We start from the raw sequence: 21,339 nt of genomic DNA on the forward strand, positions 1-21,339 counted from the left end.
TGACTTAGATATTATATTGACAATAGCTATTTTCAATCCTAAAATAGTATTCGAACATACTAATCATACATACTTTTTAGGAAGGATAAATATGCTAGGTAAAAATAATTACAATGAAAGATTAAGAAAGATGGAGATGCAGGACAAGCAGGATCATTTCTCAATACGTAAATTGAGTATTGGTGCTGCTTCTGTTTTGTTAGGTTTCACCTTCTTTGGCTTGAATAGCCAAAGCGTAAAAGCCGACACTGTTGAACCTGCACAACAAGTAAGCGAGGAGTCGAATAAGGATAACTCTACTACTGAAACTAAGGAAACAAGTACTAAAGATGCAACTAAGGCTGAAGCCACTGCTTCTAAAAAGAAGACAAGTACTGACTTGTCAACTTTTTCAGGCTTGAGTTCGTTCTTAAAAGACTCAAAGACTAGTGAGGTGAAAGATACTACAGCTAAGGATAAGGCTGATACTACTAAAGATAAAGCTGATAAGGACACTGCAGATGAAGATAAGCAGGAAACCACTACAGCTGATTCAAATAATAGTGCAGCTACTCCCGTAACAGATTCAGATAAAGGTAATCAAGATACCAATACTGATAAAACTCCAACTGACATAACTGGTTCAGATGATCAAAATTCTGATAGCAGTAAGTTGCCGGCTGATGTGACTGGCGATACTAATTCAGATGAGGATACTACTGTTTCTGATGAAGATACCACTACTACTGATAAAACAGGATTAGCTGGAAAAGCAGTTCAGACAAAAGTTGACGATAATACACCTTTTATTATTGGAAATGTTGCTAAAGTAACAAACTGGAATCAATTTAGAACTGCGCTGACATTAGATAAAAAATATTTGCCTGAAGGCACTGTTATTAATGAAATTGATATTATGAATAATATTGTGTCTGATGTCACCACAGATACTGAGAAGAATATACATTTTCCTGGTCGCAAATTATTAATTACTTCAGGCGGCAGTGGAAGACACATTATTGATTTTAAGGGCTCTCATCCTAATTTACAAGGAAGGGAAAAGTTAGACCTGACCTATAAAAATGTTACTATTTGGAGTTCAGATTTTTATGGGGTAGCAAGAACAAATGACTATCGCTATACTACTTATCCAGATAATACAGATAATACGGCTGTAATAACTCTTGATAATGTCGACTTCCATGGTTCACAGGTTTTATATGTTGGAGATCATAACGAAATCCATATTAAAGACACTGTTACTGTTGACCAAGTTAGAAATGCTTACACGAGCCCTGTAAATGGTTCACAAGCACACGGCGGCGGAGATAACCAGCAAATATTTGAATTTACTAGTGCTTACAATTCACTTTATTTTGATGAGGGTAGTAAGTTTGTCGGCAACACACTCAACGGTACTGCTATTGAAATGAATGGTAATAATGATAATGTTTATATCGCTAAAGGTGCAGACGTAACTTTAAACCCTCTTAAGAATAATGATGGCAAATTTAACGCAAATAGTGGTGAACATGGTACTATATATGCTATTTGGATCAATGGTAAAGGTTCTGTAAACGTTAAAGGTCATTTAACAATTAATCTGGGACAATCAGATTACGCTGGAAAGCTTGACAAAAAACAAGCTCAAGCTATTAATTTAAATAATGGTAACACCGAATTTGTTATTGACAGCAATGGTGATGGCACTGGTGGAACAGTAGACATTACAACTAATGGCGATATCTCACGTAATAATAGTGGCTATTTAATAAAAGATAAGGGTAACTTTACTGTTAAACCAAATGGTGCCTTAAATATTACTGGTCAAGATATGGGTGATTATAAGGGTACATTAGTTAATATCGGTAATAAGGCCGATATTGAAAATGGTGCTTTCAATATTCGGCTAAATGGTGATAAATCTATTGGAGCTGGAACCGGAGCCGGTACAAACGATATAATTTTAGTTAATGTCGAAGGTAATGGTAAGTTAATTGTTAATAACCCTACTTCATTAGTACTTGACTGTCACTTGAACACTTCTCCTGGCACTAGCATTATTGGTGATAATGCTATCACGATTACTAATGTGCGCCAGAAATTAAACTTTTTAGGTGATCAGGGTCTAACTTTACCACCATTCCATACTTTACAAGTTCATAAAGATAAAACTATTAAGGTTGATAAACTTGTACTGCTCAATGGACAAGGTGGTAAAAATGGCAAATATATGTTTACAAGCCAGACTTGGGAACAAATTAAAAAATTGCCTTACTTTAAAGATAAGCATTTACAAAATATATATGACTCTTTAGATACAATTGCTAAATCCGGCATACAAGTAAACTATGATACAATTTTCAAAAATATTATTGAACAAGCTTTCGCCGATCCAACGAACATTGGGTATAATGATATTGCCTTTGGTCCGGCTAATTCTTCTGGATTTCTAGATATCAAGCCTGAAAGTGTTACTGCCAAAGCAAATGTTGATGCTTCCGGCAAAAAAGATGGTTCTTGGACAATTTCTGGAATTGTAGATGGTTATAAGAATGAAAAAGATGGACCTGATTCAGACCCAAAGAACCCATTTAAACTGATTTTACCTCTTGGCACTAAAGCATATATCATGGCAGAGATAGATAGTGGAAAAGGTGGAAAAGGTACAATAAGCTTAAATAATAAGATCGATGATCCTCCATATCAATATACGGATGCTACAGATTTGCCAACTGAGTTTGCAGGTGAAGTTACTCAATCTGGTAAGAATTACATATTTAATGTTAAAGTACCTGCTGATATTGTTAGTCAGATTAATTCCAACACTAAAATTAAACTAACACCTACCGCTAACTTTATTGAATACAATCCGTTGGATGTAGAGAGCAAAGAACGGCCAGTAATTGTAAGCATCTTAAAAATAGCACAAGATACTGCTGCTAAAAATATCAAATCAAAAGTAAACGCAGCTAATGATTTAGATAGTCAATTCCCTAAGTCTAATCCTAAATCTAAAGAACAGGTTGCTCTAGAAAATGCAATTAGTAAAGCAGCAGAAGTTGCAAAAACTGCATCGGATCCTGGTTACGATTCAGGTAAGTCAGTATATGGTGCAGGAACCGTAGATGAAGTATCTAAACGTGAAGAAGCTGCATTAAAAGCTTTAAAAGATGCTATGGATCCAGCACAGAAAGCGGTTGAACAAATTCATGCTGCTGAAAAGGCTAAAGACGACGCACAAAAAGCTATCTCTACTGCAGCTGATAAGGCGATTTCTCGCGTGAAGCAATCAGGCTTATCTGAAAATGAACAGGCGCCATACATTGATGCCATTAATACAGCTAAAAATGCCGCTTTAGAAAATCCTTCGACTGATAAGAATTCAATTTATAATCCAGCTAACACTATTGATGACATTACAGGAATCCAAAAAGCAGTTAATGACAAGATTAATAAGGAAGCAGCAAAAGCCGAAGTTGCTGGTTATACTGAAAAGGGCAAGACTGCTTTAGGTATTCCTTCACCTGATTCAGTTATTGATCTAGCTTTAAAGAAAGAACTGGATAACATTGACAATGCTACTGACGTAGTTAAGGCTGAGAATGATGCCAAATCAACCATTTTAAGCAAACTAAAGGATGCTGCAAAAGCTAAAGTTCAAAAAGACGCTAAAGATGCCAAAGATGGTCTTAAAGTTGAATCCGACACCAACATTGATCAGGCCGTTAGTGATGCTGCAAAAGCTATTGATGGTCACACTGATTTTACTGATATCAAGAATGATATGACTACAGGTCAGACCAACGTCCTAAACAACTATAAGACAGCTGCTAAGAAACAGCTTACTGACATGGCTAATACCGATAAAGGTGCACTTGGTGTAAAATCAGACGATAATATAGACCAAGCTGTTAATAATGCAAGCAGCCTAATTGGTCAGTCAAGTTCCGTTGCAATGGTTACTGGCAACTTAAGTAAAGGTAAGACAAATGTTGGGAATAGTTTCAAGGAATCTGCTAAGAAGCAAGTTCAAGATTATGCAGATGAAGCTAAGAGCAATCTTGGTGTTGACACAGATGCTGTTATTGATGCTGCTGCTAAGAAGGCTGAAGATGCTATAGCTGGTCACACCGCAGCCAGTGACATTGGTAATGATATTACTAAGGGTAAGGAAGCTATTTTAGCAGCCTACAAAGAATCTGCTAAGAAGCAACTTGATCAAGCTGAAAAAGATGTTGAAAGTAAGCTTGAAAAAGTTAAGGGCTTGACTGCCGATAACATTGAAGATGCTAAGCAAGCAGCTAAGGATTTATTAGCTAATAGCAACAAGACTGGCTACAAGGACCAAATTGATGATCCTAAGACTAACACTCTTGACGATGTCAATACTGCCACTAAAGATGGTATCGATGCTTTAAACAACTTGCTGATAAGTAATTCTTCCCTTGGTAACAAGAACGATGCTATCAACGCTATTAATCAAGCAAGAGACAATGCTATTAAAGAAATTAATGACAAAACCAAATATCCTAACTTAACTGATGGAGATAAAAACTCATTAATTAACACTATTAAAGCCGATGCTACCGAGGGTGTTGACAATGTCAATAAAGATACTGACCCTGCTAAGATCACAGCTGATAAACAGGCAGCAATTGACAAGATTAATAGTGTTAAGGCCACTGCTGCAAGCAAAGATTTAGCAGGTCTTAACAAGGAGAAGAGCTCTCAACTTAAAGCATTGCAAGATGCAGCTACAAATGCTAAGGATACTATTGATAAGATTCCTGACAAGTATCTCAGCCCAAGTAACAAGCAATACTACAAAGATTTGATTGATAAGCATGCTGCTTCAGCAACTAATGCCATCAACTCAGCAAGTAACAAAGATGCTATGGATACTGCTGAAAAAGACGGTGAAAGCAACATTAACGGTGATCTTGTTTTAGGCCAAGTTACAGCTGCTAAAGCACAAGCAATTGCAGAATTGAATGCTGAAAAGGATACTGACAAGGGAATTGTTAATGATGCTCATAAGAATGGGACACTTTCTGATGATGACTGGGTAAAAGACCTTGATGATATTGACAATGCCTATACAACTGCGATAACTGCTGTATCTAATGACCATACTCCAGCAGACGTTGTTACTGACAAGAACACTGGTATCAATGCTATGAAGGCAGTTGCTGACAGCGTTTCTCAAGATCAAGACAAAGTCGACTTAGCAAAAGCTAAGAATAACGCGATCGCAGATTTGGAAGATCAAGCTCAAGCACTGCATGACCATATTCAAGCAGATCCTAACTTGTCTAACACTGAAAAGAATAACTACTTTGACCAGATTTCTTCTACTTTAAGTAATGCTAAACAAGCCGTTAGTGCCGCTGATAAGAACACTGTTAACTCAGCTCACAATGCAGGTATTGAAGACTTAAACGACATTAGAAATAATGCTGACTTGCAATCTGCTAGAGACAAAGCTCTAACCGATTTACAACATGAATTCAATACAGATAATGCAGCTATTGACGGTTTAACCAATATCAGTACCGCTGGTAAAGCTGGTATTAAGACTGACCTGCAAAATGCGTATAACGATGCTGTCAATAAGGTTAAAGACCCAACTTCTAATACTGTTGCTAAGATTAATTCTCAAAGTGATGCCGGGATTACCAATATGGAGAATATCCTAGGCAAAGCAAAGGGCTTAGACAAGACAATATCAGATGATAAGAAAAAGTTAAATGACTATGCTCAACAAGCAATTAACCGGATTAACAGCTCAACTATGTCAGATGCTGACAAGGGTGCAGCCACTACCAATATTCAAAAAGCTCGTGATGATGCTGAAGCATTAGTTGGTCAGAAACTTACAGTTGAAGATGCTAATAAAGCTGAAAAAGACGGTGAAACCAGTATCTTACAAGCTGAAGCAACGGCCAATAAAGCTGATATGGACAAAGCCAAAAACGAAGCAAAGGCCAAAATTGAAGGTGCTCAAAATACAGCTTTACAGAACTTAAAAGATGCATATGATGCTTTAACTGACGATGAGAAGAAGCAAGCTCAGGCTGCATACGATAAGGCTGTCAAAGATATTCCAGCACTTGCTGAACAAGCTGAGGCCGCAATTGATAAAGCCTTTGATAAAGATACTATTAGTGGCTTAACTAATGATGCCATCAATTCTATCAATACTGCAGGTGACACAGCCAACGTAGCAATGACTAAGGTTGTCGCTGTTCAAACTGTCAAGGATGCCGCACAAGCCGCTAAGGATAAGTTGACCAGCCAGAGAGACAAAGACGGTGTCGATGACGTTGCTAAACTGGGAATTGCAGATATTAATGCCGCTACTACCAGTTCGACAGTACTTCAAATTAAAGATAATGCTCTTAACAGCATTAAGAACATTAAAGATTCTGGTACTGGTGATGCAAGTGCTGATGACGCTCTTTGGGCTAAAAAGAATAAGGCTAATGCTGAACTTGCTCAAGAACTTGCCGATATTGACTCTGCTATTGACAAACTGACTGATCTAACTTCTGATCAAAAGAAGCAATTTAAAGATCAGGCTCTGGCTGCTCACGATAGAGCACATATCAGAATTGAAGGTGCTGCTGAAACAGATATCGAAACTGAAAAAGGCCTTGGCAAGGACAAGATTGATAAAGCCCTGTCAGATGCGAAATTCCAAGCTGCTAAGAATGTTGCTAAAGCAGATGTTGACAAGACTGCCGATAATGCCATTGATCAAGTTAATAAAGACAATACCATTAGTAAAGACGATAAAGACAAAATTATCATTAATATCAACAATGATCGTAACAAGGCTAAAGACAAGATTGATCATGCCGAAACGCCTGACGATATCAACAATGCTCAACAAAATGGCAAAGACGATATCAATAAAGAAATCAATCATCAAGGTGATAATGGTAATGGTACTGATACAGCACAGATAGCTAAAGATAAGCAAACTGCTAAAGACAACATTCAGACTGCTGCCGATAAGATCAACGATCGTATAGATAAAGATGAAAAAGATGGTAAGTTAAATCACGATCAAGCCAAAGCTCTTAAGGATAAGGTAACAGAGGCTGTTGATAAAGCCAAAGGAGCTATTTCCCAAGCTGGAGATCCAGCTGCCATTAACCAAGCCCAAAATGATGGTAATAATGCTTTAAACGAAATCACTTCAGATGTAAATAAAACGGAAGAAGTAAACAAGGCTTTGGGCAAGCTAACAGATGCAGTTAACGTGGCTAATGGAAAAGCTGATGAACTAAGCAAGAATGATAAAGATCTTGCTAAACAAATGAAGGACGCAATCGAAAAAGAGCGTGCTAAAGCAGCTAAGAACATTCAAAATGCTCAAAATGATTCTAAAAATCCAATAGAAGCAATTGACAATGCTGCGCAAGACGGCGTTAACGCTATTACTGGTCTGACTGATAATTACGGCAATAAGGTTGACCACATCAAGACTTTGAAGGATGCTGCTAATAAAGCTAAGGATGACCTTAACAATCTTAAGACAGATGAAAAAGGCAATAATGTACTTGATGGAAACGAACTTGCACAAGGTGAAACTGATATCGACAATGCAGTTCAAAACGGAATTAGCAATATTTATCAAGCATCTTCTGACGATGATTTAGATAAAATTGAAAAGGATGCCGAACAAGCTGTTGAGTTAGCGAAATTACCAACTAAGCTCCTTGCAGAAAAGAACAAACAGATTGCTGCTATCAACCAGTATGCTACTGATGCTGAAAAGACAATTGATGGTTTTGCTCAAACCGATAAGAATAAGGCTGGTCTACCAGCTGACACTATCGCAGAACTTAAGGCGCAAGTTGAAGCTGCCAAGAAAAAGGCTATTTCTAAGATTAATGGTGTTACTTTAGCTGAAGGCGCAAGCCAAGATGACTTTGACAAAGCTAAGGACAAGGTTGATAAGGCTGAAAAAGGCGTTGCTGAAAGTAACGAAACAGTTGACTTTGGTGAAGCTGGAATTGATAAAGTTAAGACACTTGCTCAACAAAAAGCCGATATAGTTAAGGCTAAGAATGACGCAATTGCTAGACTTGAGCAGAAACAAGAAGAAGCAAATAACACTATCGAAAACTCAGGTATGTCTGCTGCTGATCAAAAGCCATTGAAGGATCAAGTTCAAGAACTCGTTGATAAAGCTAAAGATCAGATTATTAATATACCTGACAAAGATGATCAGGGCAAAGATAAGACTCCTGAACAGGTAACTTCTGAAGCAAATACAATTATTCAAAATACTGTTGATGGCTTTAAAGATCAAGACAATGATGGTAAAGAAGTACCTGGAATTAACAATATTGTTGATCAGGCTAAACTTGCAGGTGCTAAGACAACAGCTGAAACCATACTTAATGATAAACGTGCTCAAGCTCATGACATTATTAAGGGCTCACAGTTAACTGCAGATCAAAAGCAAAAAGCTACTGATGCAATTGATAAGGCCTTTAGCGATGAAAAGTCTGATATTGATGGTAAGACTAACATTAAGGATGTTCCAACTAATAAGGACGAGATTGGTAAAGCAATTGACGCCATCTGCACTAAACCTAGTGAATGGTTCGCTGATGAACAAAAGAATGCTTTGACCGGTACGGACGGTGTAGCTGGTTTACAATCAGGTCTTGATAAATTAACCGCTGGACAAAAGGCTGATCCTGATTACAAAGACTACCTCGACGATATTAATAATGCTATTGCAGCAATTAATAAAGCTGAGAACATTAAGGATGCAAGTTCAGCTTATGACAAGGGTATGACTTCTCTTAACAAGTTGAATGCTCTTCAAAAAGTTAAGAACGAAGCTAATGAAGCTAAAGATAAGATTGATAAGAATGATAAGTTGGATGAAAATACCAAGGATCGTCTAAAGGGTGATGTTGATAAGGTTGTTGAAGACACTAAAGACAAGCTCAACCAGATCGATTCTTCTAATGGTACTGCTGCATCTAACAAAGATAAGATTGATCAGATTAACAAAGATGCTCAGAATGATATCAATGTTGTAATTGATGATGCTGATGCTGAAAGTGATCCGAATGTTTCTCACGCTAACAGCGAAATTTCCCAGAACCATAGTGATGCGGTAGATACCATTCATAATGAATTTGGTGATGACAGCAAGACACCTAAGACTGATGATGCTTATGAAAAGAACAAGCATGTTCATAGTTCAACACAAAATGGTATCAACTCTGATAAGACCAACGCTGATAAGGAAATTTCTAAAGGCGCAATTGACGATGCAGTTGATATTGCTAAGGATAAAGTTAACCATCTAAAGCATGAGGATGGCACTGATTACACTGATGCTGATAAGAATAAGATTAATGAGCAGATTGATAAGGACGCTAAAGATGCCAAGGATAAGATCGATAAAGCTGACAATGTAACTGATATTGATAATATTCGTGGTAATGGTATCCACCAAATCCATCAAGATTGTTCTGACACATCTACAATCGATAAGATTCTGCATGGTGATAACAACAATAATGGTGGCGGAATAGCTACTCCAATTCAACCAGTAATACCAGCAAAGAACCCAACTGCAGACAATACTTCTGACACGAATAAGGATGATGGTACGAAAGTTGATATGAGCCACTCTTCAGATGTAACTTTGATGCACAATGCTTACCTCTATGATGAAACTGGTAAACGTGCTAACAAGATTACTCTTGGAGCTGGGTCAGTCCTAACTACTTATGGCACTAAGACCATTAATGGTAAAGACTACTACGTCCTTGTTGATAAAGGTGCTAAGAACAAGGTCTACTACGTTGCTGCTGGTAACATTGATCATTCAACTCGTAAGCTGAAGCATAATGCATATATATACAACCAATTCGGTAAACGGGTAAAGAAGACTGGTGTTTACAAGAAGGGCAAACTTATTAAGACCTATGGTGCAGCTGTCAAGATTCGTGGCAAGAAGTACTTCATCATTGGCAAGAATCGCTTTGTTAAAGCTGCTAATTTTGCTAAAGGTGTCGTAGCTGTAAGTACTGCAAAGGCTGAAGTAGTTCCAACCAGTGCAGTTGCTGAAAAGCCTCAAGTTACTGTTGAAAAGACTTTGATGCACAATGCTTACCTATATGATAAGAATGGTAACCGTGCTAACAAGTTGATCTTCCAAGCAGGTTCTCAAGTTGGAACTGTTGGTAAGAAGACAGTCAACGGTAAGGTTTGCTACGAACTTCCAGATGGTATGTTTATTGCAGCCGGCAATATCGATGCCAAGAAGTTGAAGTTAAAGCACAATGCCTATGTTTACAACCAATATGGTCATCGTGCAAACAAGAAAGTATTGAAGAAACGTAAGTCAGTTAAGACTTATGGTAATTCAGTCAAGATAAACGGCAAGAGATATTTCATTATTTCAAAAGGACGTTTTGTTAAAAAGGCTAACTTTTAAATTGAAATAGCTTAAATAAAGTGTCGGAAAATGTTAGAAATAACATTTCCGGCACTTTTTTTTGCACTTTTTTCAAATAAACAGTATATAACTACTATTTTATATAGCTTTTTTTCAAATATTAAAATTAATCCCACAAATCAAGTTAGTATAAGGTTTATAAAAATATTCATATATAGTAAATAGTGTTTTAACTGCTGTATAGTATATAAAAATATATGAAAAGAATAATTATTGGAAACATTTCTTATATACATAAATATGTAAAAAATTATTGTTTTTTTATGGATTATTAATGTTATTTTATATCCTATATAATTAACATAAAATGATTTTATAAAATTATATATTGTTATTTAATGAGTCAATTATTTTATTTTTTAGTTATATGTTATTTAGGCCTATCAAATATTAAATACTATATTGACAATAAAAATACCTAGAACTAGAATATTGCTGTAAATAAGAATTTTGAGAAAGGATTAATTTATGCTAGGTAAAAATAATAATAAGGAAAGAATACGTAAAATGGAAATGCAGGCAAAGCAGGACCACTTCTCAATTAGAAAATTGACAATTGGTGCTGCTTCTGTTTTGCTTGGTTTTACATTCTTCGGCCTGAATAGCCAGACTGCCAAGGCTGACACTATTGATCCTGCAAAGGAAGAAATTAGTTCTGAAACGAATAAGTCCCAGACTGAATCTGATCAGACTGCAGACAAAGCAGATTCTGCAAACGCAAATAAACAAACGAGTTCGAAGAAGCAAGATGATAATTTAAGTACATTTTCCGGTCTGAGTTCTTTTTTAAAGAGTACGGATACTGAAAATTCAACCACTTCTACCAAGGATTCTACAGCTAAAACTACTGATTTCAAGACTGATGGTCAAAAAGACAAGGAGAATACTGCTGATAACAATGCAAAGACTCCTGATAAGGATCAAAGTGCCACAAAGGATCCAGCTAAAGCTGATGGTGCAACAGATCAGGATCAAAGTGCCACAAAGGATCCAGCTAAAGCTGATAGTGCAACAGATCAGGATAATTCAAAAACAAATAGTGCTGAAAAAACTGATTCTCAGACTCCCACATTAGTCGATAAAGATGCTAAGAGGGATGCTACTACCGGTACAGTTGCAAAGGTCACAAATTGGGATGAGTTTACCACTGCTTACAAAGATGCAAGCGTCAGCGAAATCGATATCATGAATGATATTAATAACGGCCCTAATGGAGATGCCCTTAGTTTTGGCAATGTTCCGGGAAGGAACTTACTAATCAAATCAGTAGGGGGAAAACGGAATTTAATTGATTTTAAAGGATATCATCCTCAAATTGCTACAAATACTTCTGCTGACATAACTTATGAAAATGTTAAATTAATGAGTGGGGATTATTTTGGGGTATTTGACACTGGTGGGCTTAATCCTAATCAAACTGCCAATATTAGATTTAGAAATACAGAATTTGACGGTTCTCAGTTAATCTATGCTGGTCGGAATACTCACATCTTCTTTTATGGTAGTAATACTATAAATACGATCAAAACTCCTTACTTTCCAGGAGGACCACATGATGGTAACGACCAGCAGCTTTTTCAGTTCACCGGCGAAAATTGCAGCGTTGAATTTGTAGATGGTGTATTTAATGGCTCTACTTTTGGTGGCAACGTTATCCAAATGCAAAAAGCAAACGATTTAGTTAAAGTTGATAAAGGTGCTATTGTTAATCTTACACCTCTTTTGCAATATGATAATTCTCATGGAGCAAGTGGTGAACACCCTTGGGGCTATAGTGCATACACTGTCATTTACATTTCTGGAAAAGGTACCGTTGATGTAGCGGGTACGATGAATATTAATATGGGCAATAACTCTACAGTATATCCTTATCAAGGTACTCGTAACAATAGCAAATGTAAGGCAATATATATGAACAATGGTGATTCTAATTTTAATATTGCAACCGGTGGTACAGTAAACATCAATACTAATGGTAACATCAATAACGACTATGGCGGTAACCTTGTTTATGATGCTGGTAATTTCACAATTAAACCGAAGGGAACCTTAAATATTGTCGGTTCTGATATGGGTGACTACAGCGGAACTTTAGTTTTGGTTGAAGGCAAAGCTGATATTGAAAACGGGGCTTTTAACATCAGTCTTGATGGTTCTACGACGGTAGGTTCTGGATCGGGTGCCGGAACTGGTGCTATTACGTTAGTAGACGTTCAGGGTGGTACCTTAATTGTCAATAACCCTACTTCATTAATTTTGAATGCGCAGGCTAACAAAAATCCTGACACCAGTATTATTGGTACAAATAACATTACTATAACTAACGTACGGCAACAATTTGATCTTACTAATTTAAACATTGGACTTGGCAAACTTACTTTACCGCCATTCCACGTTTTAAATGTTAGAAAACAAAGAAAAGGCACCATTCTTGTAGACAAACTTGAGTTGCTGAATGGGAAAACGCAGCTAAATGATGATAAATTAAAAGAATTAAAAGCCAAGATAACAGCTGCTGGTATTGATTATGAAAAATTACCAACAGATGTGAAAGATTCTTTAACTGAAACTGCTAAGGGCAATAAAACTTTTGACGATCTCTTTATTGATATTATTCAAAGAGCTTTCAATAATAGTAAGAACTTTGGTTATAACAACATTGCCTTTATTCCTGCCAACCCAAGTGGTTTTCTGGATATTGACACTAGCAAGGTGACTGTCAAGAGAAATGACGATGGATCAAATACTATTACAGGTGCTGCAGGAAGCGTAATTGGGTATAACCCTGATACAGATGGTCCAGATGACCTTAAAGGCGATCCAAAAAACATTAAGAATCCGTTTAGTTTGGTTATGCCGGTAGCTACTAAAGCTTATATTGCCGCCAATATTATTGACGATAAGGGCAAAAAAATTCCGTGGCCAGATAAGAATATTGGAGTTCCCAATCCTTATGCTGCAACTGATGATACGTATAGAGACTCTAAGAATAGCTCACTAAATCCGCTGCCAACCCAGTATGCTGCTGAGGTCAACAATGATGGTTCATTTACCTTTACCATTCCGGCAGATCAAACTGTCAAATTTAATAAAAATTATGGTATTGAGTTGTCTCCGAGTGCTAACTTCATTGGCTATGATCCGACTAATACTTCAAAACCTGTCAGACAGAATTTGGATATTTTGACCTTGAGTGATGCTCGTGATCAGGCTGCTAAGGAAATTACTGATACAATCAATAATGCTAAAACGAATAAGCCAAATAATCTGACCGCGGATCAAAACAAGGCATTTAACGATGCGCTGACCAAGGCTGCTGCTGCGGCTTCCAAGACCATTAATAGTGCTAACAAGGCAACTTCAGTCTATGATCCTAGTGCAAATTCAATTCTAGAAGTAAATAAACGCAAAAATGATGCCTTAAAGATTATTAATGATGCACTTAAAGCAGCACAAGATGTGGCTAAAGTTGAAACTGATAGGACTAATGCCATTAATGCCCTGAATACTGAGGCAAGTCAGCAATCTGGATATTATCCTTCACAAACTCAGGCAATAACTGATGCCAGGGATAGTGCAATTAGCCAAGTTAAGGCAGCGCAAAATAGCACTGATGTTGCTAAAGCTAAAGATGACGGAATAAAGGCAATTGACAAGGTTGGTCTTGACTATAAGAATACTGTGAAAACAGGTCTTGACCAGCAAATCGGTCAAGTAAAATCTGATATTGCTGACCTTGCTAAGGATGCTAACCTGAATGATACAGAAAAAGATGAAGTCAATGGCTTAATTGACAGGTTGAAACGTCCGGATGCAATCGTCGCTACTCAAGGTGACATCGATAAAGATACTAATGAAGCTTCAGTCAAAAGTCACCAAAAAGAAGCTCAAGATACCATTGATGCTCTTAAGAATACTATCAGTGCAATTAAGAAATTACAGGCAGCAGCTAAAGATGAAATTGCCAAGCATAGTGACAAAACAACTGACATTCAGGATTCTTTAAATGATGCCGTTCATAAGGTTATCAATGGTGACGATCCTGACGGTTCAAAGGGTCTTGAAGCAATCAAACAGGTTTATGCAAATAAGGAAGCCGACAATATCAATAAGGCAGCCGCAGCAGCTAAGAAGAGAGTACAAAACTCAGGTCTTGCTCCTGCAGATCAAGTAGCTTACTTAAATGCAATTGATAATGCTGCTAAAGTAGCTACTGCAAAACCTGGTGATTCAAATTATGATGCTAATAAATCAATTTATGGTACCTCAGATGTTACAGCTATTAATCAAAGAGTAGCAGCAACGCAAACAGCTTTTGATAAAGCGGCAGCTAAGTCAGAACTTTCAGGATATGCTGCTACTAACCAAGATAGTTTGTCTGTCAATCAAACCACCAATATTGCCAAAGCAATTAGTGATGGCCTGGCAAGTATTGACAATTCTGCTGACTCTAACGCAGTTGCAGTTGCAGAAGATACCGCCAAAAAGAATGTGCTTAAAACAATTTCCAAACAGAAGTTAGCTGATGTTGAAGCAGATGTTGAAAATCAAATCAGCAACATTCCTGGTTTAACAGCTCAGAATATTGATGATGCTAAGAAACTGGCTCAGAAGATTTTAAGTAATAATACTAATCCACTGGGATATACTCAGAGGGTCGATCAAGCTGATTCGCTTACAGCAATTGACGGAGCCAGAAATGATGGTATTACAGCTCTTAACAATCTGTTGACTAAGCAGCAAGAGTTAGGTAAACGTAATAATCAACTAACTGATGCTGCCGCACAGATTAGGAAGAAACAACAAGATGCTGATTCAGCTATTGATGCTATTACAAACCTCAGTGACGCCGAAAAGGATTCATATCACAAACAAATTAAAAAAGTTGCAGATGACAGTATTAACGGTTTAAACAGCATTGACCCTTCAAAGGTTGATGATGCTGTTACAACAGCCAAAGGAAAGATAGACAGTATAGTCGCTGATGCCCAGAATAAGGGTAACAGTGTAATCAAAGATGCACGGACAAAAGCATCACAAGCAGTTGATGATGCAGCAAAGGCTGCTAAAGCTAAGATTGAAAGCATACCTGACAGTCAACTAAGTCAATCAAGCAAGAAGCACTATGAAGATTTGATTGATCAGGATGCACAAGCAGCTAAAGATAAGATTGCTGCCGCTCAAGATGAAGACAGTATAAAATCTGCTGCTCAAGATGGTGAAAACAATATTACTAGGGACTTGAATGATGCGCAGGTTTCTGCGGCACGTGCCCAAGCAATATCTGATTTGCAATCTGCTAAGAATGAAGCCAGAAAGACAATTTCTGCCGCTCATGATAAACAATCACTTAACGACAAAGACTGGGAAGATAAATTAGACCAGATTGACAATGCTTATGATCAAGCTGTTCAGGCTGTAACGGGTGACTTTAATGTTTCAGATATTAATGATGATGCAGATAAAGGCAAAAAGAGTATCCAAAGTGTCGTTGACAGTATCTCGGACAACGAGGCCACACAAGCTTTAGCAAAACAGCGTCAAGATGCTATTAATAAACTAAAAGAAGCTCGCGATAACGCGAATACTCAAATAACTACTGATCCTAATTTAAGCGTTACCGAAAAGAACGATTACTATAACCAAATCACAAACGCCTTTAACTCGGCTCAATCGGCTATTCAAGCGGCAGGTAAAGACGACATTGATACTGCTCTTACCAATGGTACGAGGAAACTGACTGAGATTCAGGAAGCTGCAAACTTGCAATCTGCTAAGGATCAGGCTCTAAATGACTTGCTTGCTGAAAGAAGCAAAATTAGAGAGCAAATTGGCAATATGGATCAAGTTACAAGTGCCAATAAGAACAATTTACGGGCTCAAGTTGATGAACAATATAATCAAGCTGTCAAGAATATTAACTCTGCAAGTACATCTTCTATTCAACAAGTTACTCAATATGCCCAACAAGGCAAAGCTGCTATTGATAATGTAATCAGTGATCTGAACATTAACAAAGTCATTAACAAGCAAAAACTTGATGATTATGCTCAAAAAGCTATTGATCGCATTAGCAACTCATCGGATATTACTCAAGCTGTGAAGGATTCCACTATTGCCGGAATTAATGCTGCTCGTGATGAGGCCAAGGGTAATGTCGACAGACAAACTGATATTCCAGCTTCTAATGTTGCAGAACAAAATGGTGAACTGGCAATTGACGCAGCTGCTGCAAAAGGCAATGGCTTTGAAGGATATAAGAACAGTGCAATCGGTCAAATTTCTACTGCTGCAGCTAATGCTACTTCTCGTTTGCAAGGAATTTATAATGGACTTAAAGACGATGAAAAAGCAAAAGTTAAGGATGTATTTGATCAGGCTAACAGTGCTATTAAGCAGGCTTCCAGCACAGCAATTGCAAACATTAATAAGGCTACTAATAAAGATCAGGTAGATGGCTATACTAAAGATGCCATAGCTGCTATTAATAAGGCGGAAACAGGTGCAGACTTAGCTGCTGCCAAAACTGCCGCAATAACTGCAATTAATGAAGCAAGTGCTAAAGCAAATACCCAACTAACAAATAAAAAAGATCAGGACGCAAACAAAGCTGTTACGGATCTTGGTCAAAATGACATTAATGCTGCAAGTGATATTGCAACTGTTAATAAGATCAAAGACAACACTATTCAAAGCATACAAAATATTCTTGATATTGCTGCCTCCCAGCAAGCCGAACAGATTAGAAATCAACGCGATGAAGCACTGCAAGAGCTGAAGGATACTTTAAACGGTAAGGACGATCTTGCTGGTGTTCGTGATCAAATTAATAGACTGAATGACTTAACTGATGATCAAAAGACTGCTTTCACAAACCAAGCTGTAGCTGCATATGATCGTGCTGTTGCCAAGGTCAGCGGAGCAGCTAAAGATCAAATTGATAACGAAAAGAATGCCGGTATAGTCAACATTAATCAGGCATTGACAGATGCCAAATTGCAAGCTACTAAGAACAAGGCTAAATCAGACTTGGATAAACTTGCTTCTGCTGCTGGTGAAACAGATCCTAACGACAAAGATTCAATCAATAACGAGCGTGACAAAGCCAAAGATAAGATTGATAAGGCTAAAAATACTGATGAAGTTAATAAAGCCAAAGAGGAGGGCCAAAATGCCATTAACGGTATCGAGGAAACTGGAAAGGATACACAACTTGCCAATGATAAAGTCGCAGCTAAGAATGATCTGAAGAATGCTGCAGACAAACTCCAACAAAAGATTGATCAAGACCTAGCTGATAAAAAGCTGGGTCAAGACCAATATGACGAGCTAAGTGCCAAAATTGATCAGGCTCGTAAAGATGGTGAGACCAGGATAAACTCGGCCAAGGATAAAAATGGTTTGACTAATGCTCAGAGCCAGAACAACAATGATCTAAATAATATCAGTACTGATATTGGTAAAGAAGAATCACTGACCAATGCTTTAACTCAGTTGCAAGATGCCGTCAATAAGGCTTCTGCTGCTGCAGACGAAATCGCTAAGGACAATAAAGATCTGGCTGATCAAATGAGAGAACAGATCAAATCTGAACGTGATAAAGCTGCGAAAAATATTCAAGATGCTAAAAATGATGCACAAGACCCTAATAATGCTATGAATCAGGAAGCGCAAAGTGGAGTCAAGGCAATTACTGGTTTAACTGACCGCTTTGAAGCTAAGAATGTCGCTATCAACAAGTTAAAGGGCTATGCAGAAACTGCAAAGAAGGGCTTGCAAGGGAATAATCTTGATGCTAATGAAATTAGTCAAGGTGAAGGTGCTATTAATACTGCTTTGCAAAATGCTACCAGCAACATTTATGGCGCTAAGGATAATGACAATTTAGATGATATTGAAGGGGCCGGCGAAAAGGTCATCGACCAAGCTAAATTGCCAAGTGATCTGCTAGCTGAAAAGAACAAGCAAATTGCAGCTATCGATGATTATGTCAAAGGTAAAGGTGATATTAATTCAGTTGCTACTCATTTAACTGATGATCAAAAGGCTGATTTGCAAAAGCAACTTGATCAAGTGGTGCAAAGTACCAAAGACAAAATCGGCAAAGTCACCTTACCTGAGAATGCAACTGCATCTGACTTTGAGGCAGCAAAGAAGAAGTTGGCTAATATCGAACAGGGTGTTCCAGAAAACAATGAAGCACTTGACTTTGGTCAAGCAGGCGTAGATAAGATATACGATCTAGCTAAGAACAGAGCGGATATCTATCAAGCCAAGCAAGATGCTATTAAGCAGTTACAAGATATACAGGATCAAGCTAATAAGAAGATTGAAGACTCTGGCTTGTCAGCAACAGATCAACAAGCTGAAAGACAAAAGATCAAGGATATCATTGACAAGAGTAAGATTGCTATTAATAATATTCCTGATAAAAATAAGGATGGTAGCGACAGACGCGTTGAAGATGTCAAACAAGATGCTCAAACTATAATTGATAAAGCTAGAAACGGGTATAAAGATCCTACAACTGGAGAACAGATACCTGGCACCGCAAATGTTATTGATCAAGCAGCTCTTGCTGGTGCTAAAACCCAGGCAGAAGGCCATTTGAAAGACAAGCAGAATCAGGCTCATAATATCATTAACCAGTCGCAGTTAACTGATTCCGAAAAGCAGCTAGCTAACCAAGCTATCGATGATGCTTATGATAGAGAAAAAGCAAACATTGAAGCTATCAGTGATGTTGACAAGGTTCCAAAAGATGAAGCTCAGATTGGTACTAGCATTGATCAAATTTGGCATAATCCTTCAGTTTGGTTTGTGAAAGATAAACAGAATGCGACAAGCGGCACTAATGGTTTACAAAGTGAATATGACAAATTAACTAGTGACCAGAGAGCTAATCCAGACTATCAGGACTATATCAAAGATATTATTGCTGGTCTTGCCGATATTAATAAGGCTGACAATATTCCGGATATCAGTTCTGCCTACAATCAAGGCATTACAGCTTTGAATAAACTTAAAGCTAAGGAAGACATTAAAAACGCTGCTGACAAGGCCAAAACTGAGATTAACAATAATAAAGACTTAGATGACCAAACTAAGAAAGACCTTATTAATAATATTGATAACCATGCTAAAGAAGGTAACACAGCAGTTGATCAAGTTAATGCACCTAGTGATGATCCTGCTGGTAAGAAGACTAATATTGATAAAGTAGTTGACACTGCCAAAAACGATATCCAAGTTGAGATTAATAAGGCAATAGATACCAGCAAAAAGAAAGCAGATCAGGAAGTTGCTGATAAAGCCAAGGAAGCTATCGATAAAATTCATAAGGAATTTGGTGATGGCGCTGATACATCTTCAATTCAAAATGCTTTAGATAAACATAAAAATACTGAGGGCAATTCTTATGACGAAATTCAAAAGAATAAACTTGAAGCCGAAAAGGAAATTGCCAAGGGCGCTGTTGATGATGCTGCTAATAATGCCAAAAAAGATGTTGACAATAATAAGGGCAAGCACCAAGACGGTAGTGATTTAACTAATAATGAAAAGCAGAAGATTAAGGATGAGATCGACCATCAAAAAGATAATGCTAAAGATAAGATTGATCATGCTGGTAGCGGCGACGAGATTGACCAGAACCGTGATAACGGTATAGATATCATTCACCAGGATAGCTCCGATCCAGCAACAATCGATAAGGTTATTCAAGGCGGAGATAATAACGGTAACGGTTCAAATACTGAAAACATTAGCAATGGTGGTGGTTCTACCGCTCCTGTACCTGGTCCAAATAACCAACCTGGTAACAATCCAAATGATAGTGATAGCATTCCAAACGATAAATTACCTAATTCATCACAAGTCAAATTGATGCATAATGCATACCTTTATGATGAAACAGGCAAGCGTGCTAACCAGATCACTTTAGGCGTTGGCTCAATAGTTACTGTTTATGGCACACAGACGATTAATGGTAAAGAATACTATGTCTTAGTTGATCAAGGTGCCAAGAATAAGAAGTACTTTGTTGCTACAGCAAATGTATTGGCCACTAGACAAAAATTAACTCACAATGCCTATATCTACAATCAATTTGGCAAGCGGGTCAAGAAGACAGGCGTTTACAAGAAGGGTCAACTGCTAAATACTTATGGCGCAGTCGTTAAGATTCGCGGTAAGAGATACTTTACTATTGGCAAGAATCGTTTCGTCAAAGCAGCAAACGTTAAGTTAGTATCTGCTGCAAAGTCAGCTAATGAAGAGGTTACGCCAACAAATGTCAATACTGCTGAACAACCTGTTGTAACTGTTGCTAAGAGCCTAAAGCATAATGCTTACCTTTATGATGAAAACGGCAGGCGCGCAAATAAACTGATCTTTAACGCAGGTTCAATTGTTGAAACTACTGGTAAGAAGACAATTAATGGTCAGAAATACTATGCTTTGCCTGATGGACTTTATATAGCTAGTGGTAATATTGATGCTAAGAAATTAAAGCTGAAACATAATGCTTATATATACAATAAGTATGGTCATCGTCTAGGCAAGAAAGTACTCAAGAAGCGTAAATCTGTGAATACCTATGGTAATCCAGTCAAAATTGGTCATAAAAAATACTACACATTAAGTAAAGGGAGGTTCGTTAAGAAAGCAAACTTTTAAATATTTAAAACTATAGCATTTACAGCTTAAATATCATAAAAAGAAGTGTCACATTTGTGGCACTTCTTTTGTATTTTCAGATCAGATATAGTTTTAGAAAGAGGAGAACTGATGCTCCTCTTTTTTTCTGCGAAAAAACTCTAGCAGGCATGCCTTTATATATTATCAAAATATCTAAGCAAATC

2 protein-coding genes are annotated in these 21,339 nt (G+C 37.4%); both read left to right on the forward strand.

The window, feature by feature from the left end; all coding sequences use genetic code 11:
• Positions 1-91: 91 nt before the first annotated feature.
• Positions 92-10,456, forward strand: a complete 10,365-nt coding sequence (locus JF75_RS04310) for an SLAP domain-containing protein (RefSeq protein WP_046331990.1) — start codon at positions 92-94, stop codon at positions 10,454-10,456.
• Positions 10,457-10,945: 489 nt separating this feature from the next.
• Positions 10,946-21,154, forward strand: a complete 10,209-nt coding sequence (locus JF75_RS04315; protein ID WP_046331991.1) for an SLAP domain-containing protein — start codon at positions 10,946-10,948, stop codon at positions 21,152-21,154.
• The last annotated feature ends 185 nt before the right edge of the window (positions 21,155-21,339 follow it).

Source organism: Lactobacillus kimbladii (assembly GCF_000970755.1).
GTDB lineage: Bacteria > Bacillota > Bacilli > Lactobacillales > Lactobacillaceae > Lactobacillus > Lactobacillus kimbladii.